This window comes from Bacillus cereus group sp. Bce041 (assembly GCF_052646455.1).
Map to the genome: position 1 here is coordinate 335074 of NZ_JBQXON010000005.1, position 18355 is coordinate 353428.

Sequence of the window (18355 nt, forward strand, 5' to 3'; positions counted from 1 at the left end):
ATGAAAGACTTAAAAAGGCTCTTACATGAAGGAAGGAAGTGCACAGCTATGGATTTTAAAACAGTTATGCAAGAACTTGAGGCTCTAGGTAAGGAACGAACGAAAAAAATATACATATCTAACGGTGCGCATGAGCCAGTATTCGGAGTAGCTACAGGTGCTATGAAACCAATCGCTAAAAAAATAAAAGTAAACCAAGAATTAGCTGAAGAGCTTTATGCCACAGGTAACTACGATGCTATGTACTTTGCAGGTATTATTGCCGATCCAAAAGCTATGAGTGAGTCTGATTTTGATCGCTGGATAGACGGGGCATATTTTTATATGCTATCCGATTATGTGGTGGCAGTAACTTTATCAGAGTCAAATATCGCACAAGATGTTGCTGATAAATGGATTGCAAGTGGGGACGAGCTTAAAATGTCTGCAGGCTGGAGTTGCTACTGTTGGCTATTAGGAAATCGCAAAGACAATGAGTTTTCCGAAAGTAAAATTTCCGATATGCTTGAAATGGTGAAAGATACAATTCATCATTCTCCAGAACGAACAAAATCCGCTATGAATAATTTCCTAAACACCGTGGCAATTTCATATGTACCACTACACGAAAAAGCAGTCGAGATTGCAAAAGAAGTTGGTATAGTTGAAGTCAAACGTGATAATAAAAAAAGCAGTTTGCTAAATGCTACAGAGAGTATTCAGAAAGAACTTGATAGAGGAAGACTAGGTTTTAAGCGTAAGTATGTAAGGTGTTAAAAGTATGAAGGTGTCAATCTAGGAGAGATTGACACCTTTTTAGTGGACATTACTAGACTAACGGAGCTGCAAGTTAAAGGGAACCAATCATTCATCTCCCACTATACATCTCAAACTTCTTCTTTCAATTTATATACCCTATCTCTTTTCTCATCATCTTTGATAAAAATAAGTTTTCCTTCTGTAACAAAACCTTCTAATAGTAAACATACTTGTCCATATGCTTTAGGCTTATTCGTAGTGAATCTTTCATCGGGTATTTTACCAGATCGTATTAATCGTTCACATAGCTCAAGCGCACTTATTTCTTCAGAATCAATTAATTCTAAAATATCTTTTTCTAATGGTGATAAAGGGGCTGGTACCTTACATACCTCAGCTCCCTCCACCTTTTCTTTTTCTTCTTCAAATAAATCTTCAAATGAAATTTGATTCATTACATCTTTTCCTTTCTAACGATTGATTTGTATAACATGAACTGAATCCTATAGCGTATTTATTATTATGTATTACTTACCTTTTTTCATAAATCTCAAACTCATGTACATCGTTTCATATAGTATGTTTTGATTATACCAAATATACGTTCTGTCTTCTATTGTAGAATTTTTATAACAGAAATGAAAGTAATAGTGAACATTTTTCTTCTCTTTAGTTGTATAGAAAACTATGTAAAAAGTTTACATAATAAAATTATAGTTATTTGTTAAATTTCTACGCTAATACGCAAAAAAAACACTCGTTTCCTTTAATCGACAATCGAGTGCTTTAAGTTCATCTATTTTTAAGTACATAAATTTATAAATTTTGTAGTAACAGTATGACACCATTTATATGTCGTGACAACGACTATGTTAACACTTACGAGTTTGTATGAGTTCGTTAGTTTAATATACATTCCATATGTTTATATTCATCGCCAAATAAAATGCTATTTTACTTTATTTTCCATTCTATCATTGCACACAGTACTCCATGATGGTACAACCATGATGGAGTACATACTTTCAAAAACCTTTTATTTTTTCTATCTACTTCACATATACTTTATTTTTTATTCATATATACTTATGCGTATTTAAATTTAGCACCACGAACTTTATTATATCCGTCCATAAAATATAATTTAGTATAGTAAGGTTTATAAAATCACTATAACTAAGCTCATTTATTTACTGTAATGAGTTTTTAATGTTTATTTATATTTTAGGAATATCAATTATATTTCCTGGTGACTCATTAATAAGAATATCTGAAATACTTGGGTTCCTTTTTTTTAACTTGAATATTTGAATTTTTGTTAATTCAGGGCTAAATGATATATTTTGTGTTTTAAACTCCAAATTCATAATTTTATTTTGAAGTTTTAATATAAAAACCTTCCATTCTTGTAATGGAGAATTCGAAACTTCCTCCGGACTTTCTAATAGTCGATATCCGTCTGCATAATGAAACATTAGTAATCCCGTTCCTAAGTCACAATCTTTATTTTCAAGAATTGCATTTGGTATATCAAATCCACTATTCCAATTATAATTTGCTGCAAAACAATGAAGGATTATTGGATTATCTATATTCTTTATTCGGCTAATTGTATCCTCGTTATTTGTATTATAAAGTAATTCTTCAAGCAAACTAATATCTTTATTTTCCATTACACCTTACCACCTTACTGATATTTACTTATTTTGTATTTCCAATTGTTTTAGCTTTCTTTCCCAAAGTTCCACTGTTGCACCTTGGCTTGGGTACAATGGTAAACCATTCCCCTGTAATTTCCTTAAATTTTTTTGCAAATCATATACCTGTTTTTGTAAACTATCAATACTTTGGTTAATATCCATTTTATTTAATGCTCTTGCAACTACTTCATTGTAAACAGAATGATATCCTCTATGTCTAGCCATTGTACTTATATTATCATCTGGTACTCTTAGAAAAATACCGTTTGATAAGTCATCAAAGTTCATACCTATCTTTTTAATTACAAGATTATCTGCCATTTCAGAAGGAATAATATGCTGTGCTTGATATCCACTCCATTTAGTTGAACGTTTAAGCCCCATTTCTGTCATCATATTTTTTCCTAATTTAGTAGAATTCCCTCCTGTTACAATACCCGGAGTACCAGGAATAATCCTACTACCTTCACCCGCATCCTTAACCCCACCACTCTCCAAATTCGAGATCCTATTCTGAATACTCGCCTTTGAGGCATTATGGGCTTCTTGGAATTTCCCGCTATAGTTCGTTCCAGTTCTAGCGACACTTCCATCTGGCAGTATTTCTACACCTTTAACGAATGGGGTTACGGAGTACACACCTTTTGCTAATGTATTTTCAATTATATAATACTAGTAATTTCTGTTAACCTTAATTCATAAAAAATATTTTCTAAAAATTTATAGCATGTCTATCTAATAAAAAAGCACTCGTTGCCTTTCGGAGACAATCAAGTGCTTTAAATTCATCTGTTTTAAGTAGCATTAAATTTGTAAATTTTGTAGTAACAGTAGTATGACACCTTTTATATGGTAACAAGTAATACATTAATACTTACGAGTTCATTATTATTGTGTCCTTTCCATGTCTTTTCAATAAAATATCATCTCGCCTAATTCTCACGCTTTTCTTTCTAATACAGTTGTAAAAATAAAAAATTCAATAGCCACTACGTTCTCCTAACGTTGCCATTGAATTCCTTTACTAAGCATGTACCTTTGTCAGCGTCCAAGTAACCAATAAAATAGGCACATTTCTCAATTTATTTTTCTATTATCAACCCTCCCAAATCCAAAACATTTTTATTATTTCGAATTCAGGAGGTGACAAGTTTAAATGCATTTGTAGTAACACATGGTGTTATTAAAATTGTACGTGGTCAAAAATAGCACATTCTAGATGGTTATGCAATCTTGATATTAACTTATAAGAAAATCTTGATCGGATTCAAGGGTGAAGGCATACAATCCTTAGGTCTATCTATAATATTTGATACACCTTTCTTGAAAAGGAATTCTATCATCAAGCAACACCTCTTCTTGCAGGATTTTTGTTATATTCTCTATTTTCCCAATGAATAATGCATAAAAGTCGCCCGAATTTGGATATAAAAACAGACCAAATCCCTTTGGTGACAGTATTTTGTTGGCCATCTTGATCTTATCGGGTAAAAATTCATAATTAAATGCTTCTAATCTCTCAAGTTCTTCTTGTGTTGCTAATTCAATTTGGTGGGCAAATTCGTAATCAAGAATAAAATTGACAATTTCTTGGTATTGCTCACCTTTATAGTCAACGTATAAAAACTGTTTCGTTGTCAATCCATATTTTAATAGGTCTTCATGTAAGTCATAACTTCCTTGTTCCTTCAAAAATGTTTCCAAATCCTTGCTATCAGGAAATATAATCTGCGCTATCCCTTGATCAGGCATCTTAGCTTCCTCCCTTTTATTGAAATAATTCTCCATGCTTGTTAGGAATATATTCCGGATAGTTTTCACGATAAAATTGATCGATCATCTGAAGTACGGGATCCCATTCAGGATATGACTCATGTTCCCCAAATACCATTCTAGCTTCTGGAGTATTCATCAGAAAATTATCGATTTGAGTAGGTACTGGCAACCCTAGTTGTTTCCTTACATGGATTAAAAATAATATTTCAAAAGGATAAAATCCGTATCTGAAATCACCAAATTCACCTAGCTGTCCGATTTCAGAAGCTAACGCAGAATGATACTGAGACATTATCGAAATTAGATATTCTATTTCTTCTAAGTCACGAGTCGACCAACGTCCTAACACTTCATCATATATATTTAGGTCTTCAGGGATTAAATCGCATCGCAGTTCAGCTTCTTTAAACTTATTTTTCACGACTAGATGCAATTTTTCATTTGTCCCCATGATGGTTTTATTTCTATACTGCAAGTATAGCTCTAGCAAAAACCAAATATGTCTATTCTCTTCATTAGCATCTATTAAATGTCCACCGAAGTGATGAACCATAAAATCATATAATATATTTTCTTCTTTCTCCCATCCATACATTGCAAAATGAACTAATGTGAGGACGACTTCTTTAAACGTATACCCCAAAATCATCTTTGGATATCTGATTTTATAAAGATCTTGTCCCATGCACTGGTAAAATAAGACTTTCTGCATGTTCTTTAATCCTTCTACATTGTTTCCACCGCTTATCAATACATCGTTTTTCCATAGTGACAAGTGATATGAGAAAATTTTGCTTAAATTTATTAGTAGGATATGATCTTTCTCTGTTTCATTTTGCTCAACAATTTTCTCAACCTTACTTCTACTGACATTATATTTATCTTTAACATCTTCAAATTTGATTCCATCCACAAAATTTTTGCTATATCTTTTAAAAGCCATTTCTAACTTTTTGGGGTTCATCATTGCATCCTCCCTATGAATTAATCTATTTTCTTATTCCAGTCCTTTACCTTTAACTCATCAACACCGAATCCAGTATCAGTAATCTTTATATCTGTTTCAACTCTAATAAAATCGAATTGTAGATCCGGACTCTCCTCCATCAGATTCTCTAAGTTATCTCTAAAATTAGCATACCTAGGATCATCGCTGTTAACCATGTCTTGAAAATAAGTATCTCCACCCTTTTTCTGTTTATCCGAGTAACTAAAACTAGCGGAATCTGATGCCTTTGATTCAATAATAGTTAACTTTGGCGGCGGCCCTTTCGATAGGAATGCTGCATCTATACCATTTCTCCCCACTTGGAACAGATCGGAAACATCTTTACCTAAATCACTGTCTCTAGCTACTATTTTTGTCACTTCTTCCCCAAAATCACCTTTATCATGAGAAAAATATTTAGAATTATCGATTTTTCTTTCATACTCCTTTGCAACCTTCAAGTCATAATGATCACTAATAACATCTTTCGTATCCAACTTGTTGGCCAATTTATTTTTTTCTCGCGTTAATCTTTTGACTTCTTTGTCATTTCCCTCTATTTTCAATCTATTTATTTCTTTATCTAACTCTTTAATTTCTTTTGAGATATTGTCTGAAATGTTACTGCCATAACCAACTTTACCCGTACCCTTAACCCCACCACTCTCCAAATTCGAGATCCTACTCTGAATACTCGCCTTTGAGGCATCATGGGCTTCTTGGAATTTCCCGCTATAGTTCGTTCCAGATCTAACGACACTTCCATCTGGCAGTATTTCTACACCTTTAACGAATGGAGTTACGGAGTCCACACCTTTTGCTACTAGACCTTTAATGAAATAGTCCGCATCATTAATCTTATCTACGGTTTTCCAGCCTTGTATTTTTAAATTTTTTAATAGATTATTTTCCTTAAGCGATTGTACCACATTTTTACCCAAATTTGGATTAAAACCAGGCATTCCTTCTTTGAATTTTAATAATTTCGCTAAATCAGCTAATTCACTCGTGCCTTTGAATGCTTTTACTCCTTTTCCTACTGCTCCAACAACTGGGATTGCATCTAATCCGCCAAAAATGATGTTTCCTACCCGCTCTTCTTGGCTCAATTTTCGGTGTGTTCCCCAGTCTTCTCCGTCGATACCGCTTTTTATTTGTACACCTCCGTATACTACTGCGGCAGCGGCCCCGAGTGGTGGACAAAGGATTGTTGTGATGATGATTCCTACGCCTATTCCTATGTCTCGCACCATTTCTAGTTTTTTCTGTTCATCTTCTATCGATTTGTATTCAAATCCTCGTGTGGATGGGACTACTTTCTTGTATTCTTCATAATTTAATTTTGCATCTGGATTTTGTTTTTTTAGTTCTTTGTATTCCCCTCTCAGTACGTTATCAAATGCAGGTGAATCTCTAAAAATATCTTCTACTGTTATTTTATCTTTCTTCTTCTGTATTGTTTGTGGTACACTTCCGTAGCCTGCATGCGCACCTGGTAATACTGTCGTTGTTGTAGAGCCAATTCGGTTATTTGTTTCAAAACTGAGAATAGATGTATCTCTCATTTTTTGAGCGAATTTATCCATTTCTACTAAAAAAGGTTTATCTATATGTTCAGAGACTAATCGCCCTGCTTCTCCGCAATATTTTTGTAATGTCGAATAGCTATCAAGTAATTCCCCGATTTTTTGCGATTGATCTTTAGGATTAAAATGTATACTACCATCCGAGTCTAAATCTCGTATTCTTCCATCAATTCTTTTTAATGATTCATTTGCTTCCCGTAATTTCATGAGTGCATCTTTTGTAATTCGATTCATACCATCCCCCATGTTTTGCCATGGTTCAGGTCTATATTTCACATCCATCTCGTTTTCATCCCCCCAGCCGTATGGTGATTTCTACAACTTACTTAATATTTCACGTAATTGTTCATCCTTTTCAAACATTTCTACACATGCGTCCCTTACAACTGTCGCCGACCTATAATAGTGTTCAGCCAATTCAAGTGTTTTGTGTAATATATCAGGATATTTTTCAATTACTCTCATCGCTTCACCTTTTTGATAAAAATCACAGCTTAATAAACTCTCAATATTCGTTCCAATGACGTCTACATGGATTTTATATATATTTTCTAATTTCATTACTATATCAAGTAGTTCTTGAAAATTAACTAATACTTCTTCTCCACCAGAACCACTATCTCCCATTGATACTTGCATTATTGAATACCTCCTAACGAGAATTGTCTCGGGTCAATTAACTTTTTATATGGCATTTTTAACACGTCATACAATTTCTTATTAACCGCATAGAGGCTCACCCAGTCATATCGATTACGATCTACATCTATTTGAACGAAATCTTCTCCTTCAGTGAAATATAAGAAACATTCCCATTTTCCTCCTCTATTACTTCGAGGCCTCGTATACGTTTCTATCGCTATAACGTCTTTATTTGATAAATCTTTTTCCTCAAATGTTTGTTGTTCTGCCTCTGTCATTCTCTTTGAGAAAAATGTATCTTCTATTTCCCTCGGTTCTCTCAATAAGAAGGGTATGCGTGTTAATAAGGAAAAATATACGTCTGGCTTTGGTATGTAGTCGATTTCGTATTTTTTATTTGGCTCTATTTCTGTTAATACAGCCACTCGGTCTTTATCCTCTTTCAAAAAACCAATTAACAAATTATTAATTCTCGTGTATTCGTGACAATTCTCATATTCCTTTAATAGTTCAATCATTTGAAAGGCTGCAGGGGTAATTCCATTTTCACTTGTAAGTAAGCCTTTTTCTTTTAAGCTCGTTGTTGCTTTCGTGACACATTCTTCATCAAGTAAAATAATTACGTCACGATTTGGCAATCCAAATATATCCGTAACTCCAGCTGCACCTGCGAGAACATATAATTCAGCAGGTGCAAAACTCATTTCTTTCCCCATTCTTTTATCCCTCGTTTCTCCATCACAATTGTTTTATCGCCCTTACTTTCGGTATATCGCCGTACGTTTGAATACTTTTATCTAACTCTTTCAAAGCTTTCGTATGCCCTTCAAATGCCTCTACCATTTCTGAATTATATTGAATGATCAAATCAAGATAACTTAAAAAAGCATCTCGCGTTTTTCCATTCCATTTCGCACCTGTGACATATGCTTTTAAGTCTTTCGCTTGGTTTAAAGAATCCTTCATACCATTTTCAATGTTTTGTGCGTAAGAAATGGCACTTGCAGTGTTACTTCCTATAATTTCAACCTCTTTACCACTCATGTTGGTTCCCTCCATTCTTTGTATGCTTAATGGATAAAGTTTTCAAATTCCTTTTTCTTTTCTTCAAAAGCCTTGGTCGCTGCGGCGTATGCTGACGCTTTCTCCGATTCTGCTTTCGCTTTATATTCCAAATACTTTGCATAAGCTGTACTTTTTGCAGATCCAATATCGCTTAATGCACTTTTAAAATAGGATAATACTGTATTTAAGTCTTCATCCTTTTCATGACGTTTTTGTTCAAATTCAACTGCCGGAATTTTATTAGCTTCTAAGCCATTACTTTTACTCTCATAATCTCTCTTCGCTGATTCAGCCTCTTGAATGAATTGCTTTAACTCTCTTTCTTTATCTTTTAAATAATCATGTAAATCATCATACCGATCTCGTTTCCTCGCACTTTCTGTAAAACCAGACGCATTTAAAAAAGCATTGTACAATTCATCTAACATCTTTCTCCCCCTTTAGCACAATAACTATGTAGTTAAATTCGTATATTTAAACATGAATATTCATTACATTAAGAATTAACAAATAATTATTTTTACATATTGCTATTTTATCAAAGGGATTTTAACATTTCCATATTTTATGAATGGCTTTCGCATTTTTCTTCAATAAAGTGAAACTTTAATCAATATGACTATGTATTTATGTGCAGAAATAATAAAAAAACACTGCCAGGCGCAGTGTTTTTTATTACTACCTTTTATCCAATTCATTCATATTAAATCCTCGCTTGAGAGTAAGACCCATTCTTTCTTATTTCATCAACAACTATTTCTGGATAATCCCAATGAAGCGTACGAGTAGACTCCCGGATTCGTTTTACTATTCCTTGGGCTGTTTTATTTTTATATTCATTCCAATATTTTGGCTCATTCGCTCTTAAAAGAACGATAGAAAAAGGATCTGATATGAATATCAGATCCTTAACTTTAATTTCTTAATACATACATCTTTTTACACGAGAACTGGTTCATACGTGCTCAAATTATCATACTCAGTTTTTACAATACTAGGCGGAAGGTTAACACATCCTCAGATTCACCTTTTCCTGTAGCAGTGCATAATGTTTAATAAAATTAAAGCATATTTTTACTTACCAGACTTAATTTTTTCGTTATATTCTTCTAAAGTTAACCCTTTTTCTTTTAGATAAATAGCAACTTCTTTTCCTACATAACGATAGTGCCATGGCTCATACTTAATGCCAGTAATATTCTCTTTATCTTTTGGATAGCGGAGAGTAAACCCATATTCTGCAGCATTCTTATCTAACCATTTGAATGCATCGGTAGTTTCAAATTTTGCATTTAAATCTTCTACAGTATTTTGCCATTCAACTGAAATAATGTCTAACGCTAATCCAGTATGATGTTCACTTGCACCAGGATACTGAAGATATTCCAATGCCTTAGCACTAGCCTCTTTATCCGACAAGCCTTGAGATTTATAGCTTTTAACTGAAGCATCATAATACGTTTGTTGTAATTTTATAGCTCGATAACCTGATCTTAAATAAAGATTGATTCCCTCTTTTTTTGCAGCTGCTACCATATCCTGATAGGAAGTTGCAATTCTACTATCTATTTTCATATTTGGCTTCGCATTTTGGGTGATACTTGTTAATTCAATTCCTAGTTCCTTTGATAACATATGCTCTCTATTTACAAGGATAATTCTCCAATCATTAACATCAGAGATAGGTAAAACATCTTTTTTCTTCGCATGTATTTCATTTTTATTTTTATCGTTATTATTAGTAGTTGCCTGAGATGTTTGCTTTCCACTACAAGCAGCAAGACTCCATCCCATTGCTAATACCAATGCTAAAACTATAAATTTTTTAATTGTATCTCATTCCCTTTTTGTTTATTAGTCTTTATACCAATTTCCCAACACGTCTCTAGGAATCTCCTTGAAATCCTTCAAAGAAACGGGGCCGACAAATTTTTTAATTCCATGTTTTTTAGAATTTTCATCCGAATAATCTTTTAAAAATTGAATTTTAAATTGTTTCTTACCATCAGCATAGTCGGTTACTGTCGGTACGATTGCCGCTTGTCGTATACCAAAAGTTTTATCTTCATACTTAACAAATTGTACATAAGATAATCCTCCAACTAATGTTTCTAATTTTTCTTGCGCAGAAATAAGATTTCCAAGAGAATAATAGATTAGCGTTTCATGTCCATCTTTATTTTGTTTCCACTCAATTGGTTGAATTACATGTGGATGATTTCCAATTACTACATCTACACCTAAATCTGTTAAATATTGAGCAACTTCTTTTTGTTGCTTTGAAGGTGTTGAGGTATATTCTACTCCCCAATGCACCATAACAATCACCATATCAGAGCTACTCTTTGCCTTTTCCACATCATTTTGTATCGCTTTTTTATCAATTAAATTTAAAGCCCAAGACTTATCAGCTGGAATTTTAATTCCATTCGTACCATATGTATAATTTAGTAACGCAAAACGAATACCATTTTTTGTAATCGTTTTTATTTCATTACGCTCGTTTTTACTCTCATTAATACCTACCGGGATAACATCCGGATATTTCTTCCAGTATTCTCTTGTATTCGCAACACCTTTAATACCCATATCCATAGCGTGATTTGTCGCTTGCGTCACTATATTGAATCCAGTGTCCACTAAAGATTGGCCTACTTCTTCAGGTGTATTGAAAGTCGGATATCCCTGTACTTTTAAATTATTTCCGGCAATTGGAGTCTCCTGGTTCACGATAGCAAGATCACTTGATTTAACAGCTTTTTTGATATTTTCATAAATATAATTATAATCATATGAACCGTCTTTTTGTTTGCCATCTTTAATTACTGCGTCATGATATAAATTATCACCCGTTGCTATTAAATTCACAACCGATTGTACTTTTTTATCTTCCGTAAAATTAGGAGACTGTTGGATAGGACTTTTCTCTACCCAATTCGGTGCTTTTAATGATGTATCTATATTGGATTCAGCCGGTGGTAATGAAGCTTTAGATGTCTTAACATCTGTATTACCACAAGCGGTTAAAAGCACTAAAAAAATAAGACATACTAAAAAAAACTTTTTACTTTTCTGTAAAGTATCTAACATGTGATCCTCTTTTCTGTTTTATTCCTTATAACTAGTTCTAACAAATCATTCTTTACAACAACGTATTTTGGTTTTACCCTTAATTATGGAAGGACCCTCTGTTACACCTGCTTCGGAATATACTAATAATTGTTTTCCGCTTTCTAGCAATCTATCGATTCCATCAGAAGTGATAGATTACTAGAAAAAGATGATCCATCAGGATGTCGACTAGTTTGATATACCTGTTCCAATTGCAATAACTCGTTTAATATTTAAACAAGATAGGAGAATCGTTCATATAGCCTCTTCTCTCGCTTTATGTTTAAGGTACCTCCAAAAAAAGGGGTCGTTGCTGTACCCCTTTACATAGTGCGAAATTTTTGCAACTAATTTCTTTCATTCAAGCGACAAACATTATACCGATAACAATAAGTAAGACCCAAGAACTTATTTTACCAATATACGAAAAAAGTAGCAATCTTTTGCCCCATATAAAGAAGCCAATTAGGAGAAATGAACGAGAGATTCATTCTATTCAATTCCTTCATTGATTAATAAAAAAACAAGCCACCCAACTATTGGATGGCTCTATACTATAAAGAGAATTTGTTATTGGATTACTTCAATTTTCCTTCAAAAACAATCTTCCTACCGCACGGCTCAACTACTGTTTTGCCGTCTTTCTTTACTTCATGAAAGATTGGCTCTTCCATACGACGAGACGGAGCGTAGCCTTCTTGTTCCATACGTGCTAAGCAGTCTGTAATTGTTTCATTTTCAAGTACTTCAAATTTCTTTTTATTAGGTTGTTTTGTCATGCCCTAACCTACTTTCTATTTTTCTTGATGCGAATTGATTTTTCATGTAGACCATATATAACATTGCGAGAATTCCCATTATAATCATAACCGCAATAAAAAAGCTTGTATACTGTATTTTTTCTATAAATACGCCGCCTAATACAGGTCCCATAATACTTCCTAAACTAAAAGCGATTCCGGATAATATATTACCTGCCGGTAGTAAGTGTCTCGGTAATAAATCAGTCATAAATCCAAGCCCTAAAGAGAAGCACGATCCAATAACCATACCCGCTAAAAGCATGCAGGCAAAGACGATCCAGTAATATTGATCAAATACGGCGGCAAGTAGAAAAATGCCCGTACTTATGCTAAACGTCCACGTTAATATACGGTCCCTTCCGTATTTGTCACTTAATATACCGAGCGGAATTTGTGTAATAATACCCCCAACTGCAAATGCTGGTAATAAGAAGGATACATCTGAAACAGACCACCCTTTACGAAGTGCGTATACTGGTAAGTTACTGTTTAACATTGCTTCAAGTACGCCATATGCAAGTGGACCTAGCAGTGCAATCCATCCTAATCCAACAACTTGTTTATAACGAGAAAATGATGATTCACTCTTCACTTCTCTTTCATCTTGCGCTGGGAATGCATTTTTTGTTGGAAGTAGTAAAAGCCAACCTATTAAACAAAGTATAGTAGATATAATAAATGGTGTTGCAAGACCGTACTGCACAGTGCTTGCTAAATACGGACCAACGGCAAAACCAATTCCGAAGAATACACCGTATATCGATACTTGTCTCCCTATTTTACTTGGGTCTGATGTTGTCGTGATCCATGTTTGTGTTCCGACATGAAGCATATGATCTCCAACTCCAACTAGAAATCTAAGGATAAACCATACCCAAAATGAAAATGTTTGTGTAAAAAAGAATAATGAAATAATAACGAGAAACCCACCTATAACAATAATCGGCTTCATTCCAAACCTTTGCATCGGTTTTTCAAGAAACGGCGAAATAACTAATATCCCAATGTACAATGCCGTCGCATGAATACCATTAATACTTGAACTAACCCCTTCTTGTTCAAAAATCATTGCAATGGCCGGTAAGAGCATTCCTTGTGACAAACCCGAGATTGCTACAATCCCAACCATAATCCAAAAAGTAAAACGCATTGACATCCTCTGTCCCTCTCCTTCTCACGCTTCCACTTTTCATTATAAACTGTTTCTTCAAATGCGTGTACGAATATTCGCAATAAAAAACAAGCTAAAAGAATGAACCTTTTAGCTTGTTATCTTATCCTTCCCAAACATGCGCTTTCACATTGTAATGAAAGTGTTTAAAATATGGATTTTCATAAAATGAAGGTCCATATAAGTAATGTTGCATATGAGCTGTTAGTGGCTGCTGCATTTGTAAAGGAACTACAGCTGGTGAAACTTGCATATACATCGGATCTATCATTATTTTTGTATAGATATGATGATTATATGGCGAATAAGCGATTAAGGATGGTTTATGCATTGATAATCTCCCCTTATACATACAAATGTTATAGTATATGCAACACTTCTCATTTCGGGGATTATTTCTGTTCTAACCAATCCTCTACATGTTTTATAAATACATCTAAACAATCAATAAACGGCGAGTGTCCGCAATCTTCTAATACCTTCAACTCTGCATTTGGCAAATGTTTCGCTAATTCCTCACCGACTACTTGCGGTACGACATAATCTCTATCACCTTGTATGACGAGTGTTGGCGCTTTAATACGATGAATTTGTTTACTTCCCTCTACAACCCCATTATGTTCATCTGAAATATTAAATGTAATGAGCGCATAATTCACATCTACGAAATTACGTTGCGTTAACATATCATCTAAATACTTTTCATAACGATCCGGTTCAGGTTGATTATGTGTATATATTAATAGATTCCATACTGTACGGTAATATAGTTTGTTCATATTTTTTATCGCATCTAATACTGGAGCGATTTGTACTGGATCTTGCGCAATTTCTTCTTTCGTCTTTACTAAACTTGATACAATCGGCTGCCCATTCGTATCTTTTTTAAAGATTGGGTATCCTTTCATTCCTACTGATTCTACTAAAATTAACTTTTCTACAAAAGTTGGGTGATTCGCTGTAAATTGCATCGCAACGCCACCACCCATTGACCAGCCCATTAATGAAAATTTCTCTAGCTTTAACTCGTCAATAAATAATTTTACATCGTCTGCAAAGTCTTGTAATGAATCTATCGACTGATTATACGTTGATTGTCCAAACCCTCTTAAATCAAGAGCGTAAATATGGTATTGATCTTGCAACTTTTCAATAACTAAATCCCAATGTTGTGACGATGTCATGTTCCCGTGAATGAGTACAAGAATATCTGTATTTTGCCTTCCAACTTCCTGATATCCAATCGTTTCTCCGTTCGATAGTGAAACAAACTCCATTGTTGCAGGCTTAATCATCACAAGTTCCCCCATTCTATTTAATAGAAAGAAAATTCTTTACTTAATTAAAGAATAGCACGTAGAATATACGTTCGCAACTGTCACTTTACCCATAAATTTTCCACAATTGGAAGCATAAATTGGCCGTGAGTTAATTATTAACCCATAAGCTTGCCATGTGTTTTATTCATGTAGCTTTGGAATAATGTTTAGTCAAATTGATACGAAAAACCTTAATAAACGAGCAAGTGGAACTGACGCTTCAGTTAGTTAATAGTTCACTTTGCCCTCTTGATATGCTTTCTTTACCCTTTCAATTTGAGCAAGGTGTCCTTGTATATGTTGAAGAACTTTCAATTGAAAATAACCTATAAACCATTTATTAATAAAGTTGTTCTTTGGCAGGTTTATCCAAATATATATAGAAAGTATGAAAAAATAGATTTTAACCTGAACAAAGGAGATGAAGAAATTGTTTAAAAAAATCGGTATAGGAGTATTTTCTACAGCAATTGTATTAAGTACCAGTATAGGTTTTTCAGGTATTGTATCAGCAGATAGTCCATCTGCAAATGAACAAGTTAGGAATGGAGGTTTTGAGGATGGGCTAAATAACTGGATTTTATCTAATCCTAATTCTTCTACCGAGAATATTGGAAATTCTGAACCAGGCAATCATTATCTGAAATTAATGCATACAGACACAGCCTATCAGCTTGTTACTGTAAAGCCGAATACAGAATATACATTATCATTTGATATAGCGGGAAGTATAGGTTCTCCAGCAGAAGTAACAGTCGGTAATCTGAATGCCACTCAAGAAATAGTTCCATTAACAAAGAAGCAGTATACAGGATTTAAGCCGGAACATTATGAGATGAAGTTTAAAACAGGTGAGGATGTGTCAAACTTTGCTGTTAAACTTGCTTCCACAGCAAATGGAAGGGCTAAGTTTGATAATGTACAGTTAAAGGCAAATGAGAAATCTTATGTTTTAAATATGGATTTTGATCACAATTCAAGTTTAGAACCTCTTAAACCATTTGGTAATATAAAATACAATATTGAAGAGAATGCAGGAGTAAATAATTCTAAAGGGCTTCATGTAAACGCATCATCCGGTTCAGCATTGTTTGGATCCATAACTTTGAAACCTAATACTACCTACATACTGTCCGCATCTGGAAAAGTAAATACTCCTAGTTCAGAAGTATGGGTATCAGTAGATGTTAATGGAAGAGGCACAGCTAGTTTGGGATTCAATTCCTCACAGTATGAGCAAAAATCGGTCGAATTTACTACTCCAAATTCTATTAATTCAAGTGAATTCTACATTTATCATCTTGCTGCGTTCAGCTTTGATGTCAATCTTGATGATATTGTACTAGTTGAAAAGTAACCATAATATAAAATATATTTCTATTATTGACACATGAAAATAATTTTAGAAATGAACCGCCATATCCATATCGACTAGATACTTTGAAATATTTATGGGAATTCAGCTCGTTTTTTCATTTTTAGGATTTTTACGTTTAGACACAGGTTGACCTTTACTATGTATGTTATTTATATAACTAGGAGGGGGAACATGAAATTAATATCAAAAATAGTAATGACTGCGTTAATAGTATTGAGTACATTTGCATTCAACTTAGGTGGAGAATTTGATAAGAGTTTTCTTTTTACCTCAAAAGCATATGCGGATTTAATCAAGGCACTTCCACAAAATGCGTCAAAGATAGAGTTAGATTATGCCCCTGTGTATGACTACGACACAGATGGGTGTTATGCGACTGCAGCAATTTCACCAGATGGCACGACTAACCCTGGCCTACCTAAGAGCGGTTCCCCGCAAAGTGTCTGTAGAGATGTTAACCGACTGCAAAATTCAAACACTTATTCTCGGGCCAAATCAAATAATGGTTGGACTGCAATTATGTATGCGAGTTACTTTGAGAAAGATCAAACACATGACGGCCCTGGTTCGGCTGGACATACACATGACTGGGAACACACAATAGTTTGGGTTAAAGATGGTCAGGTTCAATATGTAACTTATTCAGCACATGGTGATTGGTACACTAACCCTCGCTCAAACGTTAGATTCGATGGAAACCACCCGAAAATTGTATACCATAAGAGCGGCGCCTCGACACATGCTTTTCGCCTGGCTAATAGCAATGACGAGCCGCCAGAAAACTATTATCACAAGTGGCTCCAACTACCAATGGTTGGTTGGAATGGCTATCCAAGTCCAAATATTCGTGAAAAACTAATGACTACGAACTTTGGAGATGCAACACTTGAGATCAAAGATGGAAGATTTGAAAAAGCCCTTGCTAACGCAAAGCCACCCATTAACTTTGACCCTTATGCACCGGAACTGGAAGATGGTGGTACTTATCAAATGGTTTCTATTTTAAATAATAGTAGTGTCGTTGACTTAAATCAAGCAGATGGAAATGTTCAATTGTGGCAAAATGGCAACGCTAATAATCAAAAATGGAAGCTAGTATATGATTCAAATAAATCAGCATACCAAATTAAAAATATAGCAAATCAAAATTTAGTATTAGCTTGGAATGATCTTAATGGTTCTAATAATGTAGTTGCTACATCTAATCAAAATAAGGAAGAGCAATATTGGATACCAACAGAAGCAGGAAATGGATATTATTATGTAAGGAATAAGAAGGATCAAAACAAAGTGTTAGATGTAAGTGGTTATGGTACTGCAAATGGAACAAATGTTACAGTATATAATTTCCATGGTGGTACTAATCAAACATTCCAATTGTCTAATGTAACAGGGACTTTAACAAGAGTAGTGGAGTCACTCTATAAGGCACAGCCTGGTCAAACCAGTAGATCAAGTAATAATTTTTCACTTGAACATCTCACGGCAGGTACCAAAGTACGAGTTGTTTTAGAAGGAGCAGGTGCTACCTCTTTGTCATTTAAAATCGCAAGAGATAAATCAGGTACAGACCCTGTAATTTGGTCAAATGTTAGAGATGGTTCTATTCTAACGATCCCTTCAGGAGATGATAGAAAGAATTTGTATATCGCAGGTCCTCCTAGCGGATATACTTCTAACGGTACATTTAAAGTGAAATTTTATGCTCTTCCAAACTAAAAAATATTATAACGTTTCTATTCCCTTTATATTAATCTAATTAGAAAATGAGTATGCATACTTCAAAAAATTATTTCGGCTTGCTCGATTGGATTAACTATATTAATAGGAAATATAGTGTTCTGTTGCAAAGTTTTGTTAAGAGATAAAAAGGTGGGGTTAAGTACAGCTGAAAAACCGAAGTCTGAGCCATGACTTCGGTTTTTTTATATAGGTCTAGAGATGGGGTAGCAGTTCTGGCCCATAACAACATTTCCTAATAATGGATTTTTTGTATTTTTAGTCGCTAATTGTCTATCCAGTTCTGTTGCAAAGTTTTTTAATTGAAGTGTATATCTATATTGATAAATTTATCACAA

General features: G+C 34.1%; 19 protein-coding genes. 3 read left to right on the forward strand and 16 right to left on the reverse strand.

The window, feature by feature from the left end:
• Positions 1-48 precede the first annotated feature (48 nt).
• Positions 49-756: a DNA alkylation repair protein gene (locus ACUN13_RS18470; protein WP_000346326.1), complete on the forward strand. Its 708-nt coding sequence runs from the start codon at positions 49-51 to the stop codon at positions 754-756.
• A 110-nt stretch (positions 757-866) separates the two neighbouring features.
• Here the strand turns inward: ACUN13_RS18470 and ACUN13_RS18475 are convergent, their stop codons facing one another.
• The 16 genes from ACUN13_RS18475 to phaZ form a co-directional block, all read right to left on the reverse strand.
• The gene (locus ACUN13_RS18475; protein ID WP_001071900.1) at positions 867-1193 is read right to left on the reverse strand and encodes a DUF3895 domain-containing protein; all 327 of its coding nucleotides are present in this window, start codon (positions 1191-1193) and stop codon (positions 867-869) included.
• 762 nt (positions 1194-1955) lie between these two features.
• Entirely contained in the window at positions 1956-2411 is a 456-nt protein-coding gene (locus tag ACUN13_RS18480) for a DUF4274 domain-containing protein (protein ID WP_000428105.1), read from the reverse strand.
• A 24-nt stretch (positions 2412-2435) separates the two neighbouring features.
• Positions 2436-3077, reverse strand: a complete 642-nt coding sequence (locus ACUN13_RS18485) for an AHH domain-containing protein (RefSeq protein ID WP_257115536.1) — start codon at positions 3075-3077, stop codon at positions 2436-2438.
• Positions 3078-3734: 657 nt separating this feature from the next.
• Complete coding sequence (locus ACUN13_RS18490; protein ID WP_001113308.1) at positions 3735-4190, reverse strand: hypothetical protein; 456 nt, start codon at positions 4188-4190, stop codon at positions 3735-3737.
• Between the two features lie 16 nt (positions 4191-4206).
• Entirely contained in the window at positions 4207-5181 is a 975-nt protein-coding gene (locus tag ACUN13_RS18495) for a hypothetical protein (protein ID WP_025689851.1), read from the reverse strand.
• 17 nt (positions 5182-5198) lie between these two features.
• Positions 5199-7070 carry an ADP-ribosyltransferase gene (locus ACUN13_RS18500; protein WP_257115537.1) on the reverse strand — a complete coding sequence of 624 codons (1872 nt, stop codon included), beginning with the start codon at positions 7068-7070 and terminating at the stop codon, positions 5199-5201.
• Positions 7071-7103: 33 nt separating this feature from the next.
• On the reverse strand, positions 7104-7427 hold the full coding sequence (locus ACUN13_RS18505) for a hypothetical protein (RefSeq protein ID WP_001198198.1): 324 nt from the start codon (positions 7425-7427) through the stop codon (positions 7104-7106).
• A complete protein-coding gene (locus tag ACUN13_RS18510; protein ID WP_000514130.1) occupies positions 7427-8146 on the reverse strand; it encodes a DUF5081 family protein in 720 nt (239 codons plus the stop codon). The genes ACUN13_RS18505 and ACUN13_RS18510 overlap by 1 nt, the downstream gene beginning before the upstream one ends.
• Before the next feature lie 22 nt (positions 8147-8168).
• Positions 8169-8474, reverse strand: coding sequence for a WXG100 family type VII secretion target (locus ACUN13_RS18515; protein WP_000014534.1), 306 nt, complete (start codon positions 8472-8474; stop codon positions 8169-8171).
• A 26-nt stretch (positions 8475-8500) separates the two neighbouring features.
• Positions 8501-8923 (reverse strand): hypothetical protein, encoded by a 423-nt coding sequence (locus ACUN13_RS18520; RefSeq protein ID WP_000883457.1) that lies wholly within the window; start codon positions 8921-8923, stop codon positions 8501-8503.
• A 646-nt stretch (positions 8924-9569) separates the two neighbouring features.
• Positions 9570-10301 carry a M15 family metallopeptidase gene (locus tag ACUN13_RS18525; RefSeq protein ID WP_080490295.1) on the reverse strand — a complete coding sequence of 244 codons (732 nt, stop codon included), beginning with the start codon at positions 10299-10301 and terminating at the stop codon, positions 9570-9572.
• Positions 10302-10349: 48 nt separating this feature from the next.
• Positions 10350-11585 carry a CapA family protein gene (locus ACUN13_RS18530; protein ID WP_049108466.1) on the reverse strand — a complete coding sequence of 412 codons (1236 nt, stop codon included), beginning with the start codon at positions 11583-11585 and terminating at the stop codon, positions 10350-10352.
• A 599-nt stretch (positions 11586-12184) separates the two neighbouring features.
• Positions 12185-12385: an NETI motif-containing protein gene (locus ACUN13_RS18535; protein WP_000166303.1), complete on the reverse strand. Its 201-nt coding sequence runs from the start codon at positions 12383-12385 to the stop codon at positions 12185-12187.
• Positions 12369-13565 carry an MFS transporter gene (locus ACUN13_RS18540; RefSeq protein WP_000062798.1) on the reverse strand — a complete coding sequence of 399 codons (1197 nt, stop codon included), beginning with the start codon at positions 13563-13565 and terminating at the stop codon, positions 12369-12371. The genes ACUN13_RS18535 and ACUN13_RS18540 overlap by 17 nt, the downstream gene beginning before the upstream one ends.
• A 118-nt stretch (positions 13566-13683) precedes the next feature.
• On the reverse strand, positions 13684-13911 hold the full coding sequence (locus ACUN13_RS18545) for a hypothetical protein (protein WP_257115538.1): 228 nt from the start codon (positions 13909-13911) through the stop codon (positions 13684-13686).
• Positions 13912-13972: 61 nt separating this feature from the next.
• Positions 13973-14875, reverse strand: coding sequence for an intracellular short-chain-length polyhydroxyalkanoate depolymerase (phaZ, locus tag ACUN13_RS18550; protein WP_257115539.1), 903 nt, complete (start codon positions 14873-14875; stop codon positions 13973-13975).
• Positions 14876-15329: 454 nt separating this feature from the next.
• Between phaZ and ACUN13_RS18555 the strand changes: the two genes are divergently transcribed.
• Together ACUN13_RS18555 and ACUN13_RS18560 are read left to right on the forward strand one after the other, a co-directional pair.
• Positions 15330-16256 (forward strand): carbohydrate binding domain-containing protein, encoded by a 927-nt coding sequence (locus tag ACUN13_RS18555; protein ID WP_247999051.1) that lies wholly within the window; start codon positions 15330-15332, stop codon positions 16254-16256.
• A 192-nt stretch (positions 16257-16448) separates the two neighbouring features.
• Positions 16449-17996 carry an NPP1 family protein gene (locus tag ACUN13_RS18560; RefSeq protein WP_257115540.1) on the forward strand — a complete coding sequence of 516 codons (1548 nt, stop codon included), beginning with the start codon at positions 16449-16451 and terminating at the stop codon, positions 17994-17996.
• Positions 17997-18355: the final 359 nt, after the last annotated feature.